Source organism: Streptomyces sp. Ag82_O1-12, assembly GCF_900182715.1.
Classification (GTDB): Bacteria; Actinomycetota; Actinomycetes; order Streptomycetales; family Streptomycetaceae; genus Streptomyces; species Streptomyces massasporeus.
On sequence record NZ_FXUW01000001.1, the window covers coordinates 3,794,487 to 3,816,678 of the forward strand.

The 22,192-nt window shown below is 72.9% G+C and carries 20 protein-coding genes; 7 read left to right on the plus strand and 13 right to left on the minus strand.

From position 1 onward, the window contains the following. The first annotated feature begins 1 nt into the window (after nucleotide 1). Complete coding sequence (locus QOL88_RS17270; protein WP_097217278.1) at nucleotides 2-460, plus strand: hypothetical protein; 459 nt, start codon at nucleotides 2-4, stop codon at nucleotides 458-460. A gap of 67 nt (nucleotides 461-527) precedes the next feature. On the opposite strand, the gene QOL88_RS17275 is transcribed toward QOL88_RS17270, so the two are convergent. After that, nucleotides 528-1,829 carry an MFS transporter gene (locus QOL88_RS17275; RefSeq protein ID WP_097223044.1) on the minus strand — a complete coding sequence of 434 codons (1,302 nt, stop codon included), beginning with the start codon at nucleotides 1,827-1,829 and terminating at the stop codon, nucleotides 528-530. 71 nt (nucleotides 1,830-1,900) lie between these two features. Between QOL88_RS17275 and QOL88_RS17280 the strand changes: the two genes are divergently transcribed. Continuing rightward, a complete protein-coding gene (locus QOL88_RS17280; RefSeq protein WP_097217279.1) occupies nucleotides 1,901-2,914 on the plus strand; it encodes a GlxA family transcriptional regulator in 1,014 nt (337 codons plus the stop codon). Here the strand turns inward: QOL88_RS17280 and QOL88_RS17285 are convergent. The 3 genes from QOL88_RS17285 to QOL88_RS17295 form a co-directional block, all read right to left on the minus strand. Beyond that, a complete protein-coding gene (locus tag QOL88_RS17285; RefSeq protein ID WP_097217280.1) occupies nucleotides 2,904-3,953 on the minus strand; it encodes an alcohol dehydrogenase catalytic domain-containing protein in 1,050 nt (349 codons plus the stop codon). The genes QOL88_RS17280 and QOL88_RS17285 overlap by 11 nt on opposite strands. Continuing rightward, nucleotides 3,953-5,101, minus strand: a complete 1,149-nt coding sequence (locus tag QOL88_RS17290) for an acyl-CoA dehydrogenase family protein (protein ID WP_097223045.1) — start codon at nucleotides 5,099-5,101, stop codon at nucleotides 3,953-3,955. Before QOL88_RS17290 ends, QOL88_RS17285 begins: the two co-directional genes overlap by 1 nt. 124 nt (nucleotides 5,102-5,225) lie before the next feature. Continuing rightward, nucleotides 5,226-6,140, minus strand: a complete 915-nt coding sequence (locus QOL88_RS17295) for an SDR family oxidoreductase (RefSeq protein WP_097217281.1) — start codon at nucleotides 6,138-6,140, stop codon at nucleotides 5,226-5,228. 104 nt (nucleotides 6,141-6,244) lie between these two features. Between QOL88_RS17295 and QOL88_RS17300 the strand changes: the two genes are divergently transcribed. After that, the gene (locus tag QOL88_RS17300; protein WP_097217282.1) at nucleotides 6,245-7,171 is read left to right on the plus strand and encodes a cyclase family protein; all 927 of its coding nucleotides are present in this window, start codon (nucleotides 6,245-6,247) and stop codon (nucleotides 7,169-7,171) included. A gap of 448 nt (nucleotides 7,172-7,619) precedes the next feature. Here the strand turns inward: QOL88_RS17300 and QOL88_RS17305 are convergent, their stop codons facing one another. The 4 genes from QOL88_RS17305 to QOL88_RS17320 all read right to left on the minus strand — a co-directional run bounded on the left by QOL88_RS17305 (nucleotide 7,620) and on the right by QOL88_RS17320 (nucleotide 12,058). After that, entirely contained in the window at nucleotides 7,620-8,099 is a 480-nt protein-coding gene (locus tag QOL88_RS17305; RefSeq protein WP_179879120.1) for an ATP-binding protein, read from the minus strand. Nucleotides 8,100-8,542: 443 nt separating this feature from the next. Then, nucleotides 8,543-9,400, minus strand: coding sequence for an acyl-CoA dehydrogenase family protein (locus tag QOL88_RS17310; RefSeq protein WP_097223046.1), 858 nt, complete (start codon nucleotides 9,398-9,400; stop codon nucleotides 8,543-8,545). A gap of 315 nt (nucleotides 9,401-9,715) precedes the next feature. Next, complete coding sequence (locus QOL88_RS17315) at nucleotides 9,716-10,846, minus strand: acyl-CoA dehydrogenase family protein (protein WP_097217284.1); 1,131 nt, start codon at nucleotides 10,844-10,846, stop codon at nucleotides 9,716-9,718. 9 nt (nucleotides 10,847-10,855) lie between these two features. After that, nucleotides 10,856-12,058, minus strand: coding sequence for an amidohydrolase family protein (locus QOL88_RS17320; RefSeq protein ID WP_097217285.1), 1,203 nt, complete (start codon nucleotides 12,056-12,058; stop codon nucleotides 10,856-10,858). Between the two features lie 101 nt (nucleotides 12,059-12,159). Between QOL88_RS17320 and QOL88_RS17325 the strand changes: the two genes are divergently transcribed. Further along, a complete protein-coding gene (locus tag QOL88_RS17325) occupies nucleotides 12,160-13,662 on the plus strand; it encodes a class I adenylate-forming enzyme family protein (RefSeq protein WP_097217286.1) in 1,503 nt (500 codons plus the stop codon). Between the two features lie 129 nt (nucleotides 13,663-13,791). Here the strand turns inward: QOL88_RS17325 and QOL88_RS17330 are convergent, their stop codons facing one another. Further along, nucleotides 13,792-14,304, minus strand: coding sequence for an EF-hand domain-containing protein (locus QOL88_RS17330; RefSeq protein ID WP_097217287.1), 513 nt, complete (start codon nucleotides 14,302-14,304; stop codon nucleotides 13,792-13,794). 168 nt (nucleotides 14,305-14,472) lie between these two features. Next, a complete protein-coding gene (locus tag QOL88_RS17335; protein WP_030849533.1) occupies nucleotides 14,473-14,853 on the minus strand; it encodes an STAS domain-containing protein in 381 nt (126 codons plus the stop codon). A gap of 350 nt (nucleotides 14,854-15,203) precedes the next feature. Here QOL88_RS17335 and QOL88_RS17340 point away from each other — a divergent pair, with 350 nt between their 5' ends. Both QOL88_RS17340 and QOL88_RS17345 read left to right on the plus strand, forming a co-directional pair. After that, a complete protein-coding gene (locus tag QOL88_RS17340; RefSeq protein ID WP_097217288.1) occupies nucleotides 15,204-15,785 on the plus strand; it encodes a sigma-70 family RNA polymerase sigma factor in 582 nt (193 codons plus the stop codon). Next, nucleotides 15,782-17,212, plus strand: a complete 1,431-nt coding sequence (locus QOL88_RS17345) for a zf-HC2 domain-containing protein (protein WP_097217289.1) — start codon at nucleotides 15,782-15,784, stop codon at nucleotides 17,210-17,212. Before QOL88_RS17340 ends, QOL88_RS17345 begins: the two co-directional genes overlap by 4 nt. A 121-nt stretch (nucleotides 17,213-17,333) precedes the next feature. On the opposite strand, the gene purU is transcribed toward QOL88_RS17345, so the two are convergent. Beyond that, on the minus strand, nucleotides 17,334-18,215 hold the full coding sequence (purU, locus tag QOL88_RS17350) for a formyltetrahydrofolate deformylase (RefSeq protein ID WP_097217290.1): 882 nt from the start codon (nucleotides 18,213-18,215) through the stop codon (nucleotides 17,334-17,336). A 71-nt stretch (nucleotides 18,216-18,286) separates the two neighbouring features. Beyond that, entirely contained in the window at nucleotides 18,287-18,787 is a 501-nt protein-coding gene (locus QOL88_RS17355; RefSeq protein ID WP_097217291.1) for an SCO4402 family protein, read from the minus strand. A gap of 117 nt (nucleotides 18,788-18,904) precedes the next feature. Between QOL88_RS17355 and QOL88_RS17360 the strand changes: the two genes are divergently transcribed. Next, nucleotides 18,905-20,215, plus strand: a complete 1,311-nt coding sequence (locus QOL88_RS17360; protein WP_097217292.1) for an ABC transporter substrate-binding protein — start codon at nucleotides 18,905-18,907, stop codon at nucleotides 20,213-20,215. Between the two features lie 61 nt (nucleotides 20,216-20,276). Here QOL88_RS17360 and QOL88_RS17365 read toward each other — a convergent pair whose 3' ends face one another. Next, nucleotides 20,277-22,058 (minus strand): hypothetical protein, encoded by a 1,782-nt coding sequence (locus tag QOL88_RS17365; RefSeq protein ID WP_257028066.1) that lies wholly within the window; start codon nucleotides 22,056-22,058, stop codon nucleotides 20,277-20,279. Nucleotides 22,059-22,192: the final 134 nt, after the last annotated feature.

Consider the following 22,192-nt stretch of genomic DNA (forward strand, 5'->3'; position numbering starts at 1 on the left):
TGTGGACGCCGAAGCCGGTCCGGCCGAGCACGCCCGCTTCGCCGCCCACCTGGTGGAGCTGGAGCAGGTCGCCGACGCGGACGAGGCCGGGCTGGTCGCCGGCGTCCTGGCCGATCCGGACCGTGTGATGGCCGGGGCGGCCGTGGTGCGGCACCTCGACCGCCGGGCCGCCGAGCTCTTTGCCACGCCCCTCTGGGAGGAGTGGGCCGAGGCCATCGCCCGGGTGATGACCGGCCATGCCTTCCCGGTGCGGCGCCTTCAGGAGTGGTCCCTGTTGCGGGCGGTCGTGCTCGGGCTGCCCTGGCACCGGGACGACCTGCTCGGGGCGTCCGACTGGCTCCAGCTGAAGGCCGCTGCCGGGAGGAACCCCGAGGCTCTCCAGGTCCTCGCCGAGAGTGGCCGGACCAAGCGGATCCGCAACGCCGCCCGGACGGGCCTCGGGCGGCGGGGCACGGGCTGAACTCCGGTGACCGGGCCGGTTTCGAGCCGGATGACAGGCCCGCTCGAGCCAGGTGACAGGCCCGGTCTCAGGCCACCGCCACCGCGGCTTCCGTCCTCCGCCGGATCACCAGCGCCATCAGCGCCGCCGCCGCGCACAGCGCCCCGGAGGCGTACCAGACCACGTCGTACGACCCGAAGGTGTCGCGCGCGACACCGCCGAGGAAGGCGACGACGGCCGCCCCGACCTGGTGGGAGGCGAGGACCCAGCCGAAGACGATCGCGCTGTCCTCGCCGTACTGCTCGCGGCACAGGGCAAGGGTGGGCGGGACGGTGGCGACCCAGTCGAGGCCGTAGAAGACGATGAAGAAGATCATCGGGGGGTGGACCGCGGGGGCGAGCAGGAGCGGCAGGAACATCAGGGACACGCCCCGCAGCGCGTAGTACACCGCCAGCAGGCGGCGCGGCTCGAAGCGGTCCGTGAACCAGCCGGAGGCGATCGTGCCGACGACGTCGAAGACGCCGATGACGGCGAGCAGGGACGCGGCGGCCTGGACGGGCATGTGGTGGTCGTGGGCCGCGGGGATGAAGTGGGTCTGGATCAGGCCGTTGGTGGAGGCGCCGCAGATCGCGAAGGTGCCGGCGAGCAGCCAGAACGGGCCGGTGCGCACGGCGGACAGCAGCACGGTCACGGCCCGGCGGGCGGCTCCGGGTACAGGCGGCGGCTTCGGCACGAACTCGGCGGCGCCGTACGGCTTGTGGCCCACGTCGGCCGGGTGGTCGTGCAGCAGGAGCCACACGAACGGGACGACCGCGAGCGCGGCGAGCGCGACCGTCACGGCCGCCGGGCGCCAGTCGTAGCGGTCGATGATCCAGGACAGCAGGGGCAGGAAGATCAGCTGGCCGGAGGCCGAGGCGGCGGTGAGGATGCCGCTGACCAGGCCGCGCCGTGCGGTGAACCACCGGTTGGTGACGGTCGCCGCGAAGGCCAGCGCCATGGAGCCGGAGCCGAGCCCGACCAGCAGGCCCCAGCACAGCATCAGCTGCCAGGCGGCGGTCATCCACACGGTGAGCCAGGAACCGGCGGCGATCACGGTCAGGGCGACCGCGACGACCCGGCGGATGCCGAAGCGGTCCATCAGGGCCGCCGCGAACGGGGCCGTCAGACCGTACAGCGCCAGATTCACCGAGACCGCCGCGCCGATCGTGCCGCGCGACCAGTCGAACTCGGCGTGCAACGGATCGATGAGCAGGCCCGGCACGGACCGGAAGGCGGCGGCGCCGATGATCGTCACGAAGGTGACGGCGGCGACGAACCAGGCGCGGTGCACCCGCACACGGGTCGGCTTCGGCGGCTGCCGCACAGCCGCTGCTTCGGTTGTCTGGGTCACGACATAGAGCTTCCGGCCTGCGGTGAAGGTCATCGAGTGGCCCGAAGGACAGGGTTCGTTAGGATCGGGCCATGAGCCGTGAGCCGGAGTTCCGCCCGCACCGGGTCGTCGTCCTCGCCCTCGACGGCCTGCTGCCCTTCGAGCTGGGCATCCCGCACCGCATCTTCGGCCGCCCCCGGGACACCCGAAGGCGCCGGCTGTACGAGGTCGTCACGTGCTCGATCCGCCCGCCGGGGCCGGTACAGACCGACGCCGACTTCGCCATCCAGGTCGAACACGGCCCCGAGACCCTGGCCACCGCCGACACCGTGATCGTCCCGGCGTCGTACGAACTCGGCCCGGTCTTCGAGCAGGGGGTGCTCACCGGCGAACTGGCCGCCGCCCTCGCCCACATCCGCCCGGGGACCCGGCTCGCCTCGATCTGCACCGGCGTCTACGTCCTCGCCGCCGCCGGTCTCCTCGACGGCCGGCCCGCCACCACCCACTGGGCCGACGCCGACCGGTTCCAGCGGCTCTTCCCACGGATCGAGGTCGACCCGGGCGTCCTGTTCATCGACGACGGCGACATCCTGACCTCCGCGGGTGTCGCGGCCGGCATCGACCTGTGCCTGCACATGGTGCGTCGCGACCACGGCACGGCCGTCGCCAACGACGTGGCCCGCCGCATGGTCGTACCGCCGCACCGCGACGGCGGTCAGGCGCAGTACATCCACCGGCCGGTGCCCGACCCGCAGCAGGCGACGACGACCTCGGCCCGCGCCTGGGCCCTGGGCCGCCTCCACGAGCCGATCCAGCTGCGCGACATGGCCGCTCAGGAGTCCATGTCGGTGCGCACCTTCACCCGCCGCTTCCGCGAGGAGACCGGCGTCAGCCCCGGCCAGTGGCTCACCCAGCAGCGCGTGGAGCGGGCCCGCCACCTCCTGGAGTCCACCGACCGCTCCGTCGACCAGGTGGCCCGGGACGCGGGATTCGGCACGGCCCAGTCGATGCGCCAGCACCTCCAGTCGGCCCTCGGTGTCACTCCCACCGCCTACCGGCGCACGTTCCGGGCGGAGAACGACGGGGCCGCCGCTCTCAGAAGGTGAGCACCGCCCGCGCCACCCGGCCCGCCTCCGCGTCCGCCGCCGCCTCCTCGAAGTCCTCGACCGGGTAGGTCCGGGTGACCAGTTCGTCGAGCAGGAGGCGCCCCTGGCGGTACAGCCCGGCGTACAGGGCGATGTCCCGCTGGGGGCGGGAGGAGCCGTAGCGGCAGCCCAGGATGGACTTGTCGAGGTACATCGAGGAGACGCGGAAGGACGCCTCGGCGGTGGCGGGCGGGACCCCGAGCAGGATCGCCTGGCCGTGCCGGTCCAGGGCGTCGACGGCCTGGCGGATCAGCTCCACGCGGCCGACGCACTCGAAGGCGTGGTCCACGCCCGTGGGCAGCAGGTCGCGCACACCCCCCGCCGAGGTGAGAAAGTCGGTCGCACCGAACCGGCGCGCCATCTCCTCCTTCGCCGGGTTGGCGTCGACGGCCACGATCCGCCCGGCGCCCGCGAGCCGCGCCCCCTGGAGCACGTTCAGGCCGATGCCGCCCGCCCCGATGACCAGGACGTCGTCGCCCCGGTCCACCCGCGCCCGGTTCAGTACGGCGCCCACCCCGGTCAGCACCCCGCACCCGATGAGCGCCGCCGAGGCCATCGGGATGTCGTCGGGGATCCGGACCGCCTGGACGGCCTTGACGACCGTGCGCTCCGCGAACGCCGAGTTGGACGCGAACTGGTGCACCGGCGAGCCCTCGTGGCCGAACGGCCGGCCCGGGCGCCCTATGGCCTGCCGGCACATGGTCGGCCGACCCCGGTCGCACTCCGCGCACGTGCCGCAGTTCGCCAGGGTGGACAGTGCCACATGGTCACCGGGCGCGACATGGGTGACGCCCCCACCCACCGACTCCACGACCCCGGCCCCCTCATGGCCCAGCACCACAGGCACGGGGAAGGGGATGGTCCCGTCCACCACCGACAGATCGCTGTGGCACAGCCCGGCCGCCGAGATCGCCACCCGCACCTCGCCCGGCCCGGGCTCGCGCACCTCCAGGTCCGTCACGACCCGGACCTGCTTCCCGTCGAAGATCACGCCTCGCATCACACGGCCCCCTTGGGTTCCCTGGGCAGGCCGAGCACCCGCTCGGCGATGATCGTGCGCTGGATCTGGTCCGAGCCGCCGTAGATCGTGTCGGCCCGCGAGAAGAGGAACAGGTGCTGCGCGGCGTCCAGTTCGTACGGCGCCGACGCCGACCAGTCGACGGGGCCCACCCCGGCCGCCGCGCCCCGCACCAGCACCGCCAGTTCTCCGAGCCGCTGATGCCAGCCGGCCCACAGCAACTTGGCCACGCTCGGGGCACCGACGTCACCGGAACCCCCCAGTGTGCGCAGGGCGTTCCAGCGCATCGTCCGCAGCTCGGCCCACTGCCGCACGAGCCGCTCCCGTACGACCGGGTCGTGCACCGCGCCCGACTCCACGGCCGCCCGCACCACAGCGCCCAGTTCCTCGGCGAACCCGATCTGCTGGGCCAGCGTGGACACCCCGCGTTCGAAGCCGAGCAGGCTCATGGCGACGCGCCAGCCGTCGCCCTCGCCGCCGACGACGTGCTCCGCGCGGGCGCCGTCGAAGAAGACCTCGTTGAAGTCGCTGGTGCCGGTCATCTGGCGGATGGGGCGGACCTCGATCCGGCCGGGCTGGTCCATGGGGACGAGCAGGAAGGTCAGGCCGTGGTGCCGCACCGAGCCGGGCTGGGTCCTGGCCAGTACAAAACACCAGTCCGCCTCGCGGGCGAGCGACGTCCAGATCTTCTGCCCGGTCACCCGGTACGTACGGCCGCCCGGCTCGGGCACGGCCGCGGTCCGGATCCCGGCCAGGTCCGATCCGGCGCCGGGTTCGCTGTACCCCTGGCACCAGAGTTCCGCACCGGCGGCGATCGGCGGCAGGAACCGCGACTTCTGCGCGTCGGTGCCGTGGGCGAGGAGCGTGGGCGCGAGCAGGTTCTCCCCGATGTGCCCGGACCGCGCGGGCGCCCCCGAGCGCGCGTACTCCTCGGCCCAGACGACCTGCTGGGTGAGGGTGGCCCTGCGATTCCCGTAACCGTCCTCGCCCCATCCGAGCCCGATCCACCCGGCTGCGCCGAGCGTGCGCTCCCACATGCGGCGGTCTCGAGCACCTTTGGCGCGCTCCGCCAGCCATGCGCGGGCGTCGGTACGGAAGTCCTCGTCGTCTTGCGTGAACCCGAAATCCACGGTCACCGCCTCAGGTCGGCCAGGACACTGCATGTTCGCGGTGGGGCATGCACCTCAGGGGCGCGGGGAACCGCGCGAACGGCCACACCCCACCCGCACCCGCCGATCCACCCCACCCCCCGAGCTACTGGGCGTTCGGCCGCTCCCCCCGAGCCGCAGCCCTCTCCATCCCCGCCACCCGCTCCAGCAACGGCATCGGATCCACCCCCACCGACCCGGGCAGACACTCCGCGATCCGTTCCACCGTCCACCCGCCGGAGGCATACGCCGCACGCAGCTCGCGCGGCTGCGCCCACACCGCGATCTTCTCCCCGGCCACCGTGTACACCTGCCCGGTGATCCCCTCCCGTGAGGCCGCGTCGGACAGCAGGTACACCACCAGCGCGGCCACGTCCTCCGGCTCCCCGATCTCCGCCAGTTCCATCGGCACCCCCGCCGACATCCGGGTCCGCGCGACCGGCGCCACCGCGTTCGCGGTCACCCCGTACTTGTGCAGCCCGAGCGCCGCGCTGCGCACCAGCGAGATGATCCCGCCCTTCGCCGCGCTGTAGTTGGCCTGGGACACCGACCCCTGGTGGTTGCCGCTGGTGAAGCCGATCAGCGTCCCGGCCCGCTGCCCGCGCATCACCGCGGAGGCCGCCCGGAACACCGTGAACGTGCCCTTCAGATGCGTCGCGACGACCGGGTCCCACTCCTCCTCGGTCATGTTGAACAGCATCCGCTCGCGCAGGATCCCGGCCACGCAGACGACCCCGTCCAACCGTCCGTACGACTCCAGCGCCACTTCCACGACCCGCTGCCCACCCGCCATCGTGGAGATGTCGTCGGCGACGGCCACCGCTTCCCCGCCCGCCGCCTCGATCTCCTTGACGACGGCCTGGGCGATCTCGCTCGTCGGTGAGGCGCCGTCGACCGCGACGCCGTAGTCGTTGACCACCACCTTCGCGCCCTCGGCCGCCGCCGCGAGCGCGACCGCCCGGCCGATGCCCCGCCCTGCCCCCGTGACGGCGACGACCTTGCCTGCCAAGAAGTTCCCCACGCCCGGCCCCTTCCCGTCCCACGGTTTCTGACGGACCGTTAGATTCTCGATTCCCGAATTCTACGACCCGTCAGATACGGGAACACAAGCCCCGGGGAGGACTCATGTCGCTGCCGGCCGCGTTCCACGACATCGCCAAGCGCGTGAACAACTGGGGGCGTTGGGGAGCCGACGACGAGGTCGGCACCCTGAATCTGATCACCGACGAGGCCGTCAGGCAGGCCGCGGCAACCGTCCGCACCGGGCGGCGCGTCCCGCTGGCACTGCCTCTCCAGCAGGACGGCGTGCAGACCGGCGTGATCCCCGGCCGGGTCAATCCCCTGCACGCCATGGTGCAGATCAACCAGGAGATCTTCGGCCCGGGCACGGTCGCGTGCAGCGACGACGTCGTGACCATGGGGCTCCAGGCGGCCACCCACTGGGACGCCCTGCCCCATGTCTCGCACTCGGGCCGGCTCTACAACGGCCGCCCCGCGCACACCGTCACCCCGCACGGCGGCGCCGGGTTCAGCGGCATCGGCACGGTCCGGCACGTCGTCTCGCGCGGGGTGCTGCTGGACGTCGCCCGGGCCCGGGGCGCGGACCGGCTCGACGGTGGGTACGCCGTCACGCCCGAGGACCTGGACGCCGCCGAGGAACTGGCCGGTACACGGGTGCGGGCCGGTGACATCGTGCTCGTACGGACCGGACAGATCCAGGCCTTTCTGGCCGGGGACCGGCACGGCTACGCCTATCCGTCACCGGGGCTGTCGATCCGCACGCCGGAGTGGTTCCACGCGCGCGATGTGGCGGCGGTCGCCAACGACACCCTGACCTTCGAGGTGTTCCCGCCGGAGGTGGAGGATCTCTGGCTGCCCGTGCACGCCCTCCACCTCGTGGAGATGGGCATGCCACAGGGGCAGAACTGGAATCTCGAAAAGTTGTCCACAGCCTGTGGAGAAGTGGGCCGGTATGCGTTCCTGCTGACGGCGACCCCCGAGCCGTTCACCGGGGCGACCGGCTCTCCGGTGGCGCCCGTCGCCGTCCTGTAGACCGGGCCGGGCCGCCACCCGCTGAAGCTGGATGGCGGCGCCGCGCTGCTCGCCCCGAGCACGACAGCGCGCGCCGCCACCCGACTTCGGCGCTCCCGCCCCGACTCCCTGGCCCTGAAGGGAGCCGACGCCGAATCACGACTCACACTCGACGAGGGCTGCCGTCCACCGAAGCCCTCGTCGTCCCCTCACGGCGAATCGCTGAGCACAAGCGTGAGCAACCGGTCACGACGCGTCAACACCCGTTCGGAGATATGTCGCCCATGCGGCTTTTGCCGTGGGCGCGCACGGAAGCACGTCCCGGCGCATCGCCGCATCCCCCGAGGGAACCCGCCGACCCGCCGTGCATCCGTGCCCCGGCTCCGCCGCACACACCCGCGGCATGTGCCGTCGTCCTCCAGCCCGGGCAGGCGCGGCTCGCGGTCGGCGGCCTCGGCGGTCGGCGGCACTACACCGCCTCGTACGCCAGCCCCTCGAAAGCCGCCCCGCCGCCGTAGGCCGCCACGCCACCCCCGCACGACGCCGTGAGGTCGCGGGACTTCGCGCACCGGTCCAGTTCGCACCAGATGCGCTTGCCGGTGGCCTCGACGCTCCAGCCCCAGCGGTCGGCGAGCCCGTCGACGAGCGCCAGCCCCCGGCCGCCGGTCGCCTCGTCACCGGCGCACCGGGGCACGGGGGCCCGGCCGCTGCGGTCCGCGACCTCGAGACGGACCGTGGCCTCCTCCGTCACCACGTGCGGCAGTGACAGCAGCAGGAGCGCGGGACGGCCGGTGTGCACCACGGCGTTGGTGACGAGCTCGGAGACGAGCAGGATCAGCGTCTCGGCGAGGGGTTCGTCGGCCTGTATGCCGGACCCGGCCAGGCGGGAGCGGGCCCACCGCCGGGCACGCCCCACTTCTGCGGGGTCGGGCCGGATCTCCAGCTGCACTTGAAGCACCTGCACCGCTCACACCATCCGAACCGGCGGACACTTAGGCTCGCGCCTCACGAGGGCCACGATCGTAGCCATTTTCTGCATGGCCAGAACAACGGCCGGGACAAGGATCACGGAACGTGAATCCCTTGTGGGACAGCATGGTTGACGTACAGTCACGCCAACAAGCGCTTCGGGCATATTCCAGCGCGAAGGAGTACCCGTGCGGCATACTGTGCGACGCTCGCCGCGGGCAGTCGAACAGGCGGCGCCACGGGGTCGCACTGCGCTCGGAGCCACTCGCATCTGACACAAGGTACCGGAGCGGGCAATCGACTCCAGGCCGTAACGAGTCACACTGAGGACACGAGCCGGTATCAACGCTCCGTGATCCCGGTATGCCACGATCCGTGACATCTCCGGGAGCGTGTACGGCGACAGCGCAGCCAGACGGCCCGTCAGGCCGATTCGGCCGACAGAGCCGCCGCGAGAGCTTCCTCACTCTCCGTGACACCGCCCGCACGCTGGGTTCGAACCCATGCGCGTTTCAGATGCAGATGGACCTCGGACTCCCAGGTGAAGCCCATGCCGCCGTGGACCTGGAGACAGTCGCGGGCGCCGCGCACGGCGGCCTCGTCGGCGAGGATCCGGGCCGCCGCGATATCGGCCGGGTCGGCCGTGACGGCGGCCGCGTACACCGCGGCGCGGGCCGTCTCCGCCCGGACCAAGATCCCCGCGCACAGGTGCGCAACCGCCTGGAAGGCCCCGACGGGTCGACCGAACTGTTCGCGCGCCCGGGCGTGTTGCGCCGCGAGCTCGCAGACGCGGCCGGCTGTGCCGAGTTGCTCGGCGGCGGTGAGGAGGACGGCGACGGGGTCGGGGGCGGCCCGCCCGGCAGGCACCCGGTGCAGGGGCGTCAGCGGGTCGAGCGAACGCAGCGGCACGGCCCCGGTGGTGTCCCCTCGTACGACGTCCGCCTCGCCCAGCCACTCCACGAGCCCGCCGTCCACGGCCGCCACCACCGTCTCCCCGGTGGCCGCCCCCGGTACGGCACCGGCCGCGAGGTGGGTGGCGATGAGCGGCCCGGGCAGCAGCGCCCGCCCCGCCTCCTCGAACAGCAACACCGCCTCCGGCAGCCCGAGTCCGACCCCACCGTCCGCCTCCGGCGTCCGCAGCGCGAAGAACCCGAGGTCGCCGAGGGCCCGCCACAACGCCCGGTCGAGCCGCGGCGACCCGGCCGTTCGACGGGCCCCCGCGGCGCCCCCGGCCGCCTCGGCACCGCGTACTGGCCGGCCACCGGCCCCGGCACGGCCCATCCGTTCGCCACCGACCCCGGACCCACCCGCCCGCTCCCGGGCCGGCGCGGAACCACCCGCCCGCTCCCCGGCCTGCGCGGAACCACTCACCCCGCCTCCGCCCTTCCCGGAACGGAGCGTTCCGTCACCGCCGTCTTCGGAAGAGCCGGCCCCCACCCCACGACGGCCCATCCCCTCACCCTCCGTACCGCCCGCCACCCCGGCAGCGCGAACGGCCGCCCGCAGCGCGTCCGCGTCGAAGCGCCGGGCCAGCGCCTCGCGCAACCCGTCCCGCAGGGCCCGCTGGTCGTCCGTCAGGCGGAACCGCACGGCGCCTCACCGTCCCTTCGGCAGGCCGAGGATGCGCTCGGCGATGATGCTGTGCTGCACCTGCGAGGTGCCGGCCGCGATGGTGTACGACAGGGAGCTCAGTCGTTCGAGGGCCCAGGGCCGGTCCAGGTCCAGGCAGTCGGGGCCCAGCACCTGCGCGGCGGCGTCGTAGAGCTCCTGGCGGGCGTGCGAGTAACGGAGCTTGAAGACCGAACCACCGGCGCCCGGTACCCCGCCCGCCGCCTCCGCCGCGCTGACGTTCCACTGGGTGAGCCGCCACAGCGCCCGGAACTCGGCGTCGAGTCTGCCCAGCCGGCGCCTGAGGGCCGGGTCGTCCCACCGGCCGTTCTCGCGGGCCTCGACGGCCAGTTCGCCCAGCACGCGCCGGCAGGCGACGACCTCGCCGGCGAAGGCCGTGCCCCGCTCGAAGGACAGCGTCACCATGGTCACGCGCCAGCCGTCGTTCTCGTCCCCGACCCGGTTCGCCACCGGCACCCGCACCTCGTCGAGGAACACCTCGGCGAACTCGGCCGACCCGGCGAGCGTGCGCAGCGGCCGTACGGTGACGCCGGGCGCGTCCATGGGCAGGGCGAGCCAGGTGATGCCCCGGTGCTTGGGCGCCTGGGGGTCGGTGCGGACCAACAGCTCGCACCAGTCGGCGACTTCCGCGTGGGAGGTCCAGATCTTGGAGCCGGTCACCACGTAGGCGTCGCCGTCGCGCCGTGCGCGCGTGCGCAGGGCCGCGAGGTCGGATCCGGCGCCCGGTTCGCTGAAGCCCTGGCACCAGACCTCCTCGCCGCGCAGGATCGGCGGCAGCCAGCGTGCCCGCTGGTCCGCCGTGCCCTCGGCGGCGATGGTCGGGCCGGCGTGCAGCAGGCCCACGAAGTTGGCACCCACGTAGGGCGCGCCCGCCCTCTCGGTCTCCTCCAGGAAGATCAGCCGCAGGGTCGGGGAGGCGTCCCAGACGTCGGCGTATCCGGCGTCATGGAGCCGGCGCTGCCAGCCGAGGTCGTAGGCCCGCCGCCCCGGCCAGTCGTCGGGCGACGGCTTGGGCGGGAGGGCGGGGAGCACCCTCGCGAGCCACTCCCGCAGCCGGGCCCGGAAGTCCTCCTCCTCGGGCGTGTACGACAGGTCCATCGGCGGGCCTCAGCGGTCCCGGTCCAGGTCGAGGTCGAGCATCCGGATGGCGTTGCCCCGCATCAGCTTGTACACCGTCTCGTCGTCGAGGCCCTTGACGTGGTCGAGGGCGACCTCCTTGGTGTGCGGGAAGGTCGAGTCGACGTGCGGGTAGTCGGTCTCGAAGGTGGCGTTGTCCCGGCCGACCACGTCCAGCGAGGCCACCCCGTGCTTGTCGCGGAAGAAGCAGCAGAACATCTGCCGGTAGTAGTACGTCGACGGCGGCTCGGGGATCGTCTCGCGCACCCCGCCCCAGGCACGGTGCTCCTCCCACACGTCGTCGGCGCGCTCCAGGGCGTACGGGACCCAGCCCATCTGCCCTTCGGAGTAGGCAAGTTTGAGGCGCGGGAAGCGCACCAGGACCCCGCTGAAGAGGAAGTCCATCATCGAGGCCATGGCGTTGTTGAAGCTGAGGGAGGCCTGGACGGCGGGCGGGGCGTCCGGTGAGGCGGCGGGCATCTGGGAGCTGCTGCCGATGTGCATGTTGACGACCGTCCCGGTCTCCTGGCAGACCGCGAAGAACGGGTCCCAGTAGCCGGAGTGGATGGACGGCAGCCCGAGGTGGGTGGGGATCTCGGAGAAGGTCACGGCCTTCACCCCGCGGGCGGCGTTGCGGCGGATCTCCTCGACGGCCAGGCCGACGTCCCACAGCGGGATCAGGCACAGCGGGATGAGCCGCCCGCCGCTGTCGCCGCACCACTCCTCGACCATCCAGTCGTTGTAGGCGCGCACACAGGCGAGGGCGACCTCCTTGTCGTGCGCCTCGGCGAAGGTCTGCCCGCAGAAGCGGGGGAAGGACGGGAAGCAGAGGGACGCCTCGACATGGTTGAGGTCCATGTCCTCCAGACGGGCCTTCGGGTCCCAGCAGCCGCGTCGCATCTCCTCGCGGGTGATGCCCTCCAGGGTCATCTGGTCGCGGTCGAAGCCGACGGCGGCGATGTTGCGCTTGTACGGGAACTTCAGGTCCTCGTAGATCCACCAGTCGGTGGGCTGGCCGTCCGGGTCCATGGTGATCCGGTACTTGCCTCCGATGTAGGCGAGTTCACCGATCCCGGCGGTCAGCGCCCTGGGACCGCGCTCGCGGTACCTGGCCGGCAGCCAGGTGTCGAAGAGGTGGGCGGGCTCGATCACGTGGTCGTCGACGCTGATGATGCGGGGCAGTTCGGTCGCCATGGGTCCCCTCCGCCGGACGGTACTTATCTGATGCAGCGTCAGATAGCATCCCACCTGACGACCCGTCAGCCAAGCAGCGCGCCATGGAGCAGGGGGCAGCCGTGAACGACACCCCGCACGCCCTGAGTTCGTCCCGCACCCTGTGGGAGCTGGTCGCCCGTCGTGCCGCCCGCACGCCCGACCGGCCGCTCTTCCTCCAGGACGACCGGACGCTGACCTTCGGGGCTCTGCACACCCGTGCCGAGCGGGTCGCGGCCGGGCTGTACGGCATGGGCGTACGCCCCGGCACGGTGGTCGCCTGGCAGCTGCCCACCCGCGTCGAGACGGCCGTGCTGTCCTTCGCCCTGGCCCGGCTCGGCGCCGTGCAGACCCCGGTGATCCCCTTCCACCGGGACCGCGAGGTCGGCTTCGTGCTGCGCGAGTCGAGGGCCGAGTTCTTCGCGGTGCCGGGCACCTGGCGCGGCTTCGACCACACGGAGATGGCCCGGCGGCTCGGCGCCAAGGGCGTCTTCCAGGCCTACGACGACCTGCCCGACGGTGATCCGTCCGTGCTGCCGCCCCCGCCCTCCGACGGCACCGCCGTCCGCTGGATCTACTGGACGTCCGGCACGACCTCCGACCCCAAGGGCGTGCTGCACACGGACCGTTCCCTGCTCGCGGGCGGCTCCTGCCTGGCGCACGCACTGCGCCCCTCGGCGCGGGACGTGGGTTCGATCGCCTTCCCCTACGCCCACATCGGCGGGCCCGACTACACGGTGATGCTGCTGCTCTACGGCTTCCCGGCGGTGCTGTTCGAGCAGTTCGCGCTGCCGGAGGCGCTGGCGGCGTACCGCGCGCACGGGGTGACCATGGCGGGCGGGTCGACGGCGTTCTACTCGATGTTCCTGGCGGAGCAGCGCAAGCGGCCGGATGAGCCCGTGGTGCCGTCGCTGCGGCTGCTGGCGGGCGGCGGGGCGCCCAAGCCGCCGGAGCTGTACCACGCCGTCGTGCGCGAGATGGGGGTGCAACTCACCCACGGGTACGGCATGACCGAGGTGCCGATGATCACCATGGGGACTCCCGACGACGGCCCCGAGCTGCTGGCGACGACGGAGGGGCGTCCGCCGCGGGGCATGGAGATCCGGATCGTGGACGGGGAGGTGCGGTTGCGCGGGGAGGCGGTGTGCCGCGGGTACCTGGATCCGGGGCAGACGGCGGAGGCCTTCGACGAGGACGGGTTCCTGCGCACCGGTGACCTCGGGCGGCTCACGGAGACCGGGCACCTGGTCCTCACCGGCCGGTTGAAGGACGTGATCATCCGCAAGGGCGAGAACATCTCGGCCCAGGAGATCGAGGACCTGCTGCACCGGCATCCGGCGGTCGGGGACGTGGCGGTGATCGGCCTGCCGGACGCGGCGCGCGGCGAGTTGGTGTGCGCGGTGGTGGAACAGCCGCCGGGGGCCGAGGCCTTGGCGCTCGCGGACGTCACCGCCTTCCTGCGCACCGAGGGACTGTCGGTGCACAAGCTGCCGGAGCGGCTGGAGGTGGTGGACGCCCTTCCGCGGGGCGAGACCCTGCGGAAGGTGCTGAAGTACAAGCTCCGCGAGCGCTACTCGGGTACGTGACCCGCTGCGGGCAGGCTCTTCGGGGGCGCGGGGACCTGCGCGAGCGACCACGGACGGCCCGCAGACGGCCGTCCGTGAACGCCCCCTGCGGCGAAGGGCGCCGACATCCCACGGCGCGGACGCGTGTCCCTACTCGGGCACGGTGAAGTAGCGGGCGAAGGCCGGGACGACCTCGGACTCGCCGACCTTGCCGTCGCCGTCCTCGTCGAGCGCCGCGGCGGCCGGGCCAGCGAGGTCCTCGGGGACGCCGAGGCACTTCAGGACGCGGCCGGCCTCCTCGGTCGTCGCGGCGCCGTCACCGTCGGTGTCGGCGACGTCCAGGGCCGCGTGCAGGAAGGGGCGGGCGATCTCGGCGAACCGGTCGGGGTTGTCACGCAGGCGCTTGACCGCGCCGTTGACGAACTCCTGGCGCGTGATGCGCTGGTCGCCGTCGCGGTCCGCCATCCCGGCCATGCCCTGCCAGAAGGCCTCGGCGCCGCTGTACAGGGCCTGCCCCTTGTCGGAGCGGGCCGTCACGGCGAACTCCGTGAGCAGCGCCTTGACCGCGCCGTAGAAGTCCTCGCGGTCGATGTAGCCGTTGCCGTCCTGGTCGAAGGTGGCGAACCGGGCGGCGATCCTGCGCTCGTACTCGCTGCTGACCATGTCTTCTTCAGGCCGCCTTACGTCTGGTGGGGTGCGTCTCGTTCGGAGCGTACGACGGAGGGCGCCGTTCGGGCGCGGGAAAACGTCACTTGTGCCAAGACCGGGGGAATTCCGGGACAACGGCGTGTCGGAACGGCAACACTCGGTCTACCGTGCGTCGTCGGAGCGTCACGCGGACAGGGGTTCGCCCTCGTCGCCGAGGGCCGCGTCCACGTCGCCGTACACGTCGAACAGCCTGCGCACGCCCAGCGCGCCGAGGACCCGGTTGACATGGGAGCCGTCCGCCGCGCCGCGGGCGGGCAGCACGAGGCGCAGCCGGCCCTGGCAGGAGCGGATCAGCCGGCGGGCCGCGATGAGCACGCCGACGCCGCTGGAGTCGCAGAAGAACACCTCGGACAGATCCAGGACGAGACAGTGGTGTCCCTCGGCCACCACGTCGTGCACGCGCTGACGCAGCACCGGTGACGTCACCAGATCCAGTTCGCCGGACACCTGGAGCACGGCCCATTCGCCCTGCTCACCGCCGGTCACTTTGAAGGTCACCACCACGCCCTTCGATCGCCAAACCGGAAGCAGACCCTACGCTTCCTTGCAGCGCGGCTGCCCAGCGGCCGTTCCCTGAAACACAACCCGAAAAACGGATCCCCCGCGGAAGAGGCTTGTTTTAGTCGGCTTCGATCCTGTTCGATCCTCTTCAGTCAGGTCTGATCCTAGGGTCGTGGGGTAGGCGCGAGTCCAAAGGCAACCGGTGGCCCTCTACCACCTACGGCCGGTCAGGGGGCGCACATTGCCACAAAGGGGCGTGCGTCACCGGACGTGCCGACTACATTCGAGGAGACGTCGGGCACAGGCTGGACAGAGCACGGGCGCGGGACACGAGCGGGGGGTGAGGGGGCCGCATGGCGAAAAAGGACGTACCGCCTCGCTGGGACCGCAAGATGCAGCAGCGGCTCGCCCGCGGGGAGGCCGCCGCCCTCGGTGAGCTCTACGACCGGTTCGCCTCCCTCGTGCACGGCCTCGCCCACCGCGTCCTCGGCGACGAGCGCGCCGCCGACGGCATCACCCGCGAGGTCTTCGTCCACGTCTGGGAACACCCCGACTCCTACGACCCCCGGCAGGGCCCGCTGCGCACCTGGGTCGCCACGCTGACGCACCGGCTCGCCGTGCAGCGGCTGCGCGCCACCGAGACCGCCGCCCTCGCCCGCGAAGGCTCCGGCACCACCGAGGAACTGGAGCACAAGGTGCGCCGCGCCTCGGTCGCCGCCCGCGCCGACTACATCGTGCAGTCCATGCCCGTCCCGCTGCGCTCGGCCCTGGAGCGGGCCTACTTCCAGCGCCGCGACTACCGCCAGACCGCCGCCGACCTCGGCATCACCGAGGACGAGGCCCGCCGCCGCCTGCGTCTGGGCCTGCAACTGCTCTCCACCGCCCACGACACCGAGGCGCCGGGCGCACCGCCCGGGTACGGGGGTGCGGTGTGAACGGGCCGGACCGGTTCGAGGCGTACGACGGCGACGACGGGGAGAACGACCACGAGGGGAACGGCAACACCCGGGACGAAAGCGGCATTCGGGATGAAGGCGGCGAGAGCGGGCACGGTACCGGCACCCCCTCGGGCCCTGGCAGGTCAGACCGGCCGGAGGGACCGGGCGGGGCGGACGGGTCCGGGTCCGGTGACGCCCCGGAGCGCGGGCGCCCGCCGCGAATCCCCCTCCCCCGGGCCTCCGTCGAGGACAGCGGGCTGCCGCTGCCCGCGCCGGCGGACCCCGGCGACACGGCACCGTTGCCCGCCCCGCCCGTCTTCGAGCACCCCGTGCTGAAGGCGCTGCTCGGCGCCTGGGCGCTGGCCGCGTGCTCGGCCGAGGAGGCCACGGCCGTCGAGGAGCACCTCGGCGAGTGCGGCTCCTGCGCCGACGAGGCCCGGCGGCTGCGCGAGGCGGTCGGGTTGCTGCAACGCCCCGAGAGCCTCGACCTGGACCCGGGGCTGCGCACCCGCGTCCTGGGCACCTGCCTGGAGCGGCGCCCGCCGCGCATCCCGGTACCGGACTGGGCCGCCGCCTACGACGCCGAGACCGCGCGCCTGGACGCCCTGCTGCAGGACTTCGGCGACGCCGAGTGGCACGCGCCGGTACGGCTGCGCTGGTTCCGGTCCGACGAGCCGACGAGCCGCCGCACCACCGTCGCCGGGGTCATCGCGCACCTGCTCGGCGTCGACGGCCTGGTGGCGGTGGCGCTCGGCCTGGACGACCCGCTGGGCGACGTCCCGTCCCGGCAGCCGACGCCGGCGGCCCGCACCGAGGCCCTCTGGCGCGCCTCCCACTTCCCGCCGACCCGGTTCGTCCGCGCCCCCTGGCGCGAGCAGAGCCACAACCTCGTGCGCACGGTGTCCTTCACGGGCGGCGGCGCCGGGAAGATGCCGGTGTCGTACGGCGACTTCGAGCTGCCCCTGCACGACGCGATGCTCGACCGCGCCTTCGAGTGCTGGGTGCACGCGGAGGACATCGCCGACGCGGTCGACTACCCCTACGACCCGCCCTCACCGCGCCACCTGCACCGCATGATCGACCTCGCGGCCCGGATGCTGCCGACGGCCCTGGCACACCGCCGCCGGGTCGGCCTCGCGCCCCCCGCCCACCACCGGCATCTGGTCGCGGCGGGCGAACCGGGCCGCAGCCTCCGGCTGGAGATCGAGGGCTCGGGCGGCGGCGAGTGGCTGATCCCGCTGGACTCCCCCGCGGCGAAGGGCTCCGCCGAGCACGAGGTGGCCCACGTGGCCCTGGACGGCGTCGAGTTCTGCCGCCTGGCCGCCGGCCACGTCCCTCCGCAGGAGGCGGCGGCAGGCCAGGTGGGAGACAGAGAGGCGATCAGAGACGTCCTGTTCGCGGCCGCCTCACTGAGCAGGATGTAGACCCGACCTCAGGGGCGCGCCCCCAGGGGCGCGGGGCTCTGTCTGATCTGCGGCTCCGCCGCGTGGGCGCGAACGACCACTCACAACCCGCACCCGCCGCCGAACCGAACGACCCGAGCTCCTAGGCGAAGATCACAGTCCGCCGCCCATTGAGCAGAATCCTCCGCTCGGCATGCCACTTCACGCCCCGCGCCAGCGCCTGGCACTCCACATCACGCCCGATCGCGACAAGCCCCTCGGGCGTCACGTCGTGCCCGACCCGCTCGACCTCCTGCTCGATGATCGGCCCCTCGTCGAGATCAGCCGTCACATAGTGCGCGGTGGCCCCGATCAGCTTCACACCCCGCGCATGAGCCTGGTGATACGGCTTCGCGCCCTTGAAGCTCGGCAGGAACGAGTGGTGGATGTTGATGATCCGCCCGGACAGCGCCTTGCAGAGGTCGTCCGACAGCACCTGCATGTACCGGGCGAGCACGACCAGTTCGACATCCTCCTCGCGCACGATGTCGAGCAGCCGCCCCTCCGCCTCGGACTTCGTGTCCTTCGTGACCGGAATGTGGTGGAAGGGGATGTTGTACGACTTCACCAGCTCGGCGAAGTCCGTGTGGTTCGACACCACTCCGGCGATCTCCACCGGCAGTGCCCCGGTCCGCGCCCGGAACAGCAGGTCGTTCAGGCAGTGCCCGAACTTGCTGACCATGAGCAGGATGCGCATCTTCTGGTCGGCCCGGTTGATCTGCCAGTCCATCTGGAAGGAGTCACCGATCGCCGCGAAGCTGGCCCGCAGCTTCTCCACGGTCACCGGGGCGTCCGCGGAGAAGTGGACCCGCATGAAGAACAGTCCCGTGTCGTGGTCACCGAACTGCTGGCTGTCCTCGATGTTGCAACCGGTCATGAACAGATAGCTCGACACGGCGTGCACGATGCCTTTCCTGTCCGGGCAGGAAAGGGTGAGGACGTACTGGTCGGCCGGGACCGCGGCGCTGGAGGACTGCTCGTTCATGCAGGACAGGTTCCCACAAGGAACGACACCCCCGGCAATCGTCCCGCAGGGCGGACCGCACCGCGAAGGCGCTAGGCGGACCTGGTCATGATCCGCAGCACTTCCAGGCTGCGCGGCGCCGCGTCCGGTTCCTCGCCGTCACTCGTCGCGAGCTGCACATGCGCGTCCCGGGCCGCCTGGACCGCCTCCGGCCACGCCTCGTGCTCGAGGTACGCGGCGACCGGCGCGTCCGGCCCGACCTGGTGCATGATCCGCAGCACCCGCAGCACGGCGCTGTCGACCAGGGCGGCCTCCTGCGCGTCGCGGAAGATCGTGCCGACGTACTTCTCGGCGGACCAGTGGTCCAGCCAGGTGTCCTCGACCAGCCGGTACACCGCGTCGGTCACGTCGCCGAAGCCGTCCGCACCGGCCAGCCAGACGTCCCGCTGGAACCCGGGATCGGAGAGCATGTGCAGCGCCGAGCGCACGTTGCTGCGCCAGCGCCACCACGGCATGTCGTTGACAGGCATGCCGCCCATGGTGGATGAGCGACGGCCACGACGGGAAGAGTTCTCCGAAGCTTGCACGGTCATCGATCGTACGTTCCCCTCCACATCGGTTACATCAGCCCCCGTAATTCACCGGCGCGTCACCAAGTGTTGACCCGAGATCACTCACGGGTTAGCCGTGTGACGGAATCGTGCGGACCCATGACCGGCAGGCGACGCACCCGCAGCACATTCCTCCCCGGCCACCTCACCCGCCACGCCAGAACCGGCGTCCTCTCCGCGGGCGCGGCGGTCGCGTGCGCGTCCCTCCTCGCCGGATGCGGGGTCGTCCCCGGCACCACGGGGGATGTCGGGGACGACACCATCACCGTGATGACCTGGGCCCCGCAGGACACCAAGGCCACGAACAAGCCCGGCATGCCCGCCTTCGCCCAGGCCTACGCCCGTTGGATCAACGCCGCGGGCGGGATCAACGGCCGCAAGCTCAACGTACTGACCTGCAACGACCACAACGACAGCGTGGACGCCGCGAAGTGCGCCCGGCGGGCCGCCAAGGAGAACGCGGTCGCGGTCGTCGGATCCTACAGCCAGTACGCGGACTCCTTCTTCCCGTCGCTGGAGGGGGCCGGCATCCCCTACATCGGCGGCTACGGCATCACCAACGCCGAGTTCACCAGCCCGCTGTCCTACCCCGTCAACGGCGGCCAGCCCGCGCTGCTCGCCGGTCTCGGCAGCGCACTCGCCGGTTGCGGGCCCGTCGCGCTGATCCGGCCCGACACCATCGCGGGCGACCAGCTGCCCCCGCTGCTCGACTCCGGGCTGAAGGCCGGCGGGCACCGCGCCTCGACCGACCAGCGGGCGGCGGAGGACGCCACCGAGTACGACGGCCAGGCCGAGCGGGCGCTGAGCACGACGACCCGCGGCGCGGTGGACGACGGGTGCGTGGTGCCCGCGCTGGGGGACCGCAACGGCACCTTCATGGACTCCTTCCGGCGGGCCCGCGAGGACTACCCCGAGGTGCGGACGGCCACCGTGCTGGGCAGCGTCGACCAGACGGTGATCGACGCGACCGGCGGCGCGTCGGGGCCCTACGAGGGCTCGTACATCACCGGCTGGTACCCGGTGGCGAGCGATCCGCGCTGGGACGGCATGAAGCGGGTGATCCGGGAGCAGGCCTTCGGCGACAACCGCATCGACCCCGCGGACGCCGGAGTGCAGACCACGTGGATCGCCTACACCGTGTTCCGGCAGATCGTCGAGTCGCTCGGGGACGGCGAGGTGAGCGCCGACACGGTGGCGGAGGCCCTGGACGACGGCCTGGAGGTCGGCACGGGCGGGCTCACGCCGACGCTGCGCTGGCGGTTCCAGGACAAGCTCGCCGCCGTGGGCTTCCCGCGCCTGGTCAACGCGAACGTGACCCTTCAGGTGGTGCGGGACGGGCGGCTGGTGTCGGCGCGCAAGGGCTTCGTCGACACGACGAAGACGCTGCAGGACGCCGACGTGAACTACTGAGCGTCCGCGCCCGTCGGTTCATCCCGCCCGTGTGAGTCCACGGCCCGGCCGGGCCGTCCCGTCACAGCTGGGTCGGCTGGCGCTCGGTCAGGCCGTACTTCTTCGCGATCCCGTTCCACAGCCCGGCCGCCTTGGCCTTCTCGGTGCTGGCGACGCCGCTGGCCCGGTTGCCGGCCTGGGTCTGGTTCGTGGCGCGGGCCTGGCCCTTCTTGCAGCCCTTCTTGCCGGCGGTCTGGTCGGCCCAGGCCGCGTAGTGGTTGTCGGCCGAGGCGGAGGCCTGCCAGGCCTTGGTGAGGGCGGTGGTCAGCGCGGCGTGGTCGGGCAGCTGGTCGACCTCGAGGCCGGAGAGCCGGGTGACCAGCTGGTTGCGCTGCTTGGCCGCGTCGCGCAGGTCCTTGGCGGCCTTGGGGAGGTTGTCGCAGCCCTTGACGTCGGCGACCGCGTTGATCACGGTGCTGCGGCTGTTGCCGCTGTCGGCGAGCAGCTTGTCCAGCTCGACCGCCTGGGCCCGGGCGGGGTCGGCGGACGGGGAGGCGGAGCCGTCCGTCGCGGGTGCGGAGGCGGCCACGGTCTTCTTGTCGCCGCTGTCGTCGTCACCGCCGCCTCCGCCGGCGGCGAGCAGCGCGCCCGCGCCGACGCCGAGCACGGCGATGCCGATGCCGACGGCGGCGATGACGGGCACGCGCGAGCCGGTACCGCCGCGGCGCGACCGGCCGCCGCCGGCGGGCGGGGCGTGGGAGGGCTGGGGAGCGCCGTACGAGCCCTGGGGCTGCGGCTGGGGCTGCTCGACCCGGGGCATCTGCTGGGTGGCCCCGGCCGGGCTCTCGGCGCCCTGGTCGCTGCGGAAGAGGTTGTCGAACTCGGCGGGCGGCTGCTTGTCCCCGCCGGGTACCGGCGGTATGTACTGCGTCGCCTCGGCGTCCGGGTGCGCGGCGCGCGGCAGCGGTCCGGCTCCCGCCCCGGTGCGGGGCCCGGTCCCGAGGAACCGCGTCGCCTCGGGGTCCTCCCCCGCGGGCCTCTCGGGCGGCAGGGCCCCCGGGGTCACCGGGGGTATGTACTGGGTCGCGCCCTCGTCGCCGGTCGGCGCGACGGGCGGCAGATACTGCGTGGCCGCGGCGGCCGCGTCCCCCGTGACGGGCGGTATGTACTGAGTGGCCCCCTCGTCGGCGGCCGGGGGCAAGGGGGCACCTCCGGCGGGCCCGTAACCGGCCGAGGCCGGCGGCAGCCCACCGCCGTACGCACCGGAAGCCGGCGGCAGGCCGCGCCCGTACGCATCGGCACCCGGCTGCTGCTGGGCGCTCCCGGCTGCGGCGCCGTAGCCACCGGCGGCCGGACCCTGGGGGTACCCGTATCCGGAGCCTCCCTGCGGCTGGCCGCCCCCGGCGTCACCGGACCCGGGCGCGCCGGACCCCGGCTGCTGCTGGGCACGCCCGGCTGCGGCGCCGTAGCCACCGGCGGCCGGACCCTGGGGGTACCCGTATCCGGAGCCTCCCTGCGGCTGGCCGCCCCCGGCGTCACCGGACCCGGGCGCGCCGGACCCCGGCTGCTGCTGAGCACTCCCGGCTGCGGCACCGTAGGCACCGGCGGCCGGACCCTGCGGATACCCATACCCGGAACCACCCTGCGAGGGCTGGCCGCCGGCGTCACTCGACCCGTACGCATCGGCACCTGGTTGCTGCGGGGCGCTCCCGGCTGCGGCGCCATAGGCACCGGCGGCCGGACCCTGGGGGTACCCGTATCCGGAGCCTCCCTGCGGCTGGCCGCCCCCGGCGTGGGGTCCGTACCCGGCGGCGGAGTGCTGCGGCTGCCCGGCCGCGGGGAGGCCGGAACCCTCCGGAGGCAGCGGGGCCGCACCGGGGTTGCCGTACGGGTCGTACCCGGTGGCGCCCGCGGGCGGGCGGCCCGTGCCGTACGGGTCGGGGTGCGCGGGTGTGCCGGCGTAGGGGCCCGGGGGCTGGGTGCCCTCCGGGGGGAGCG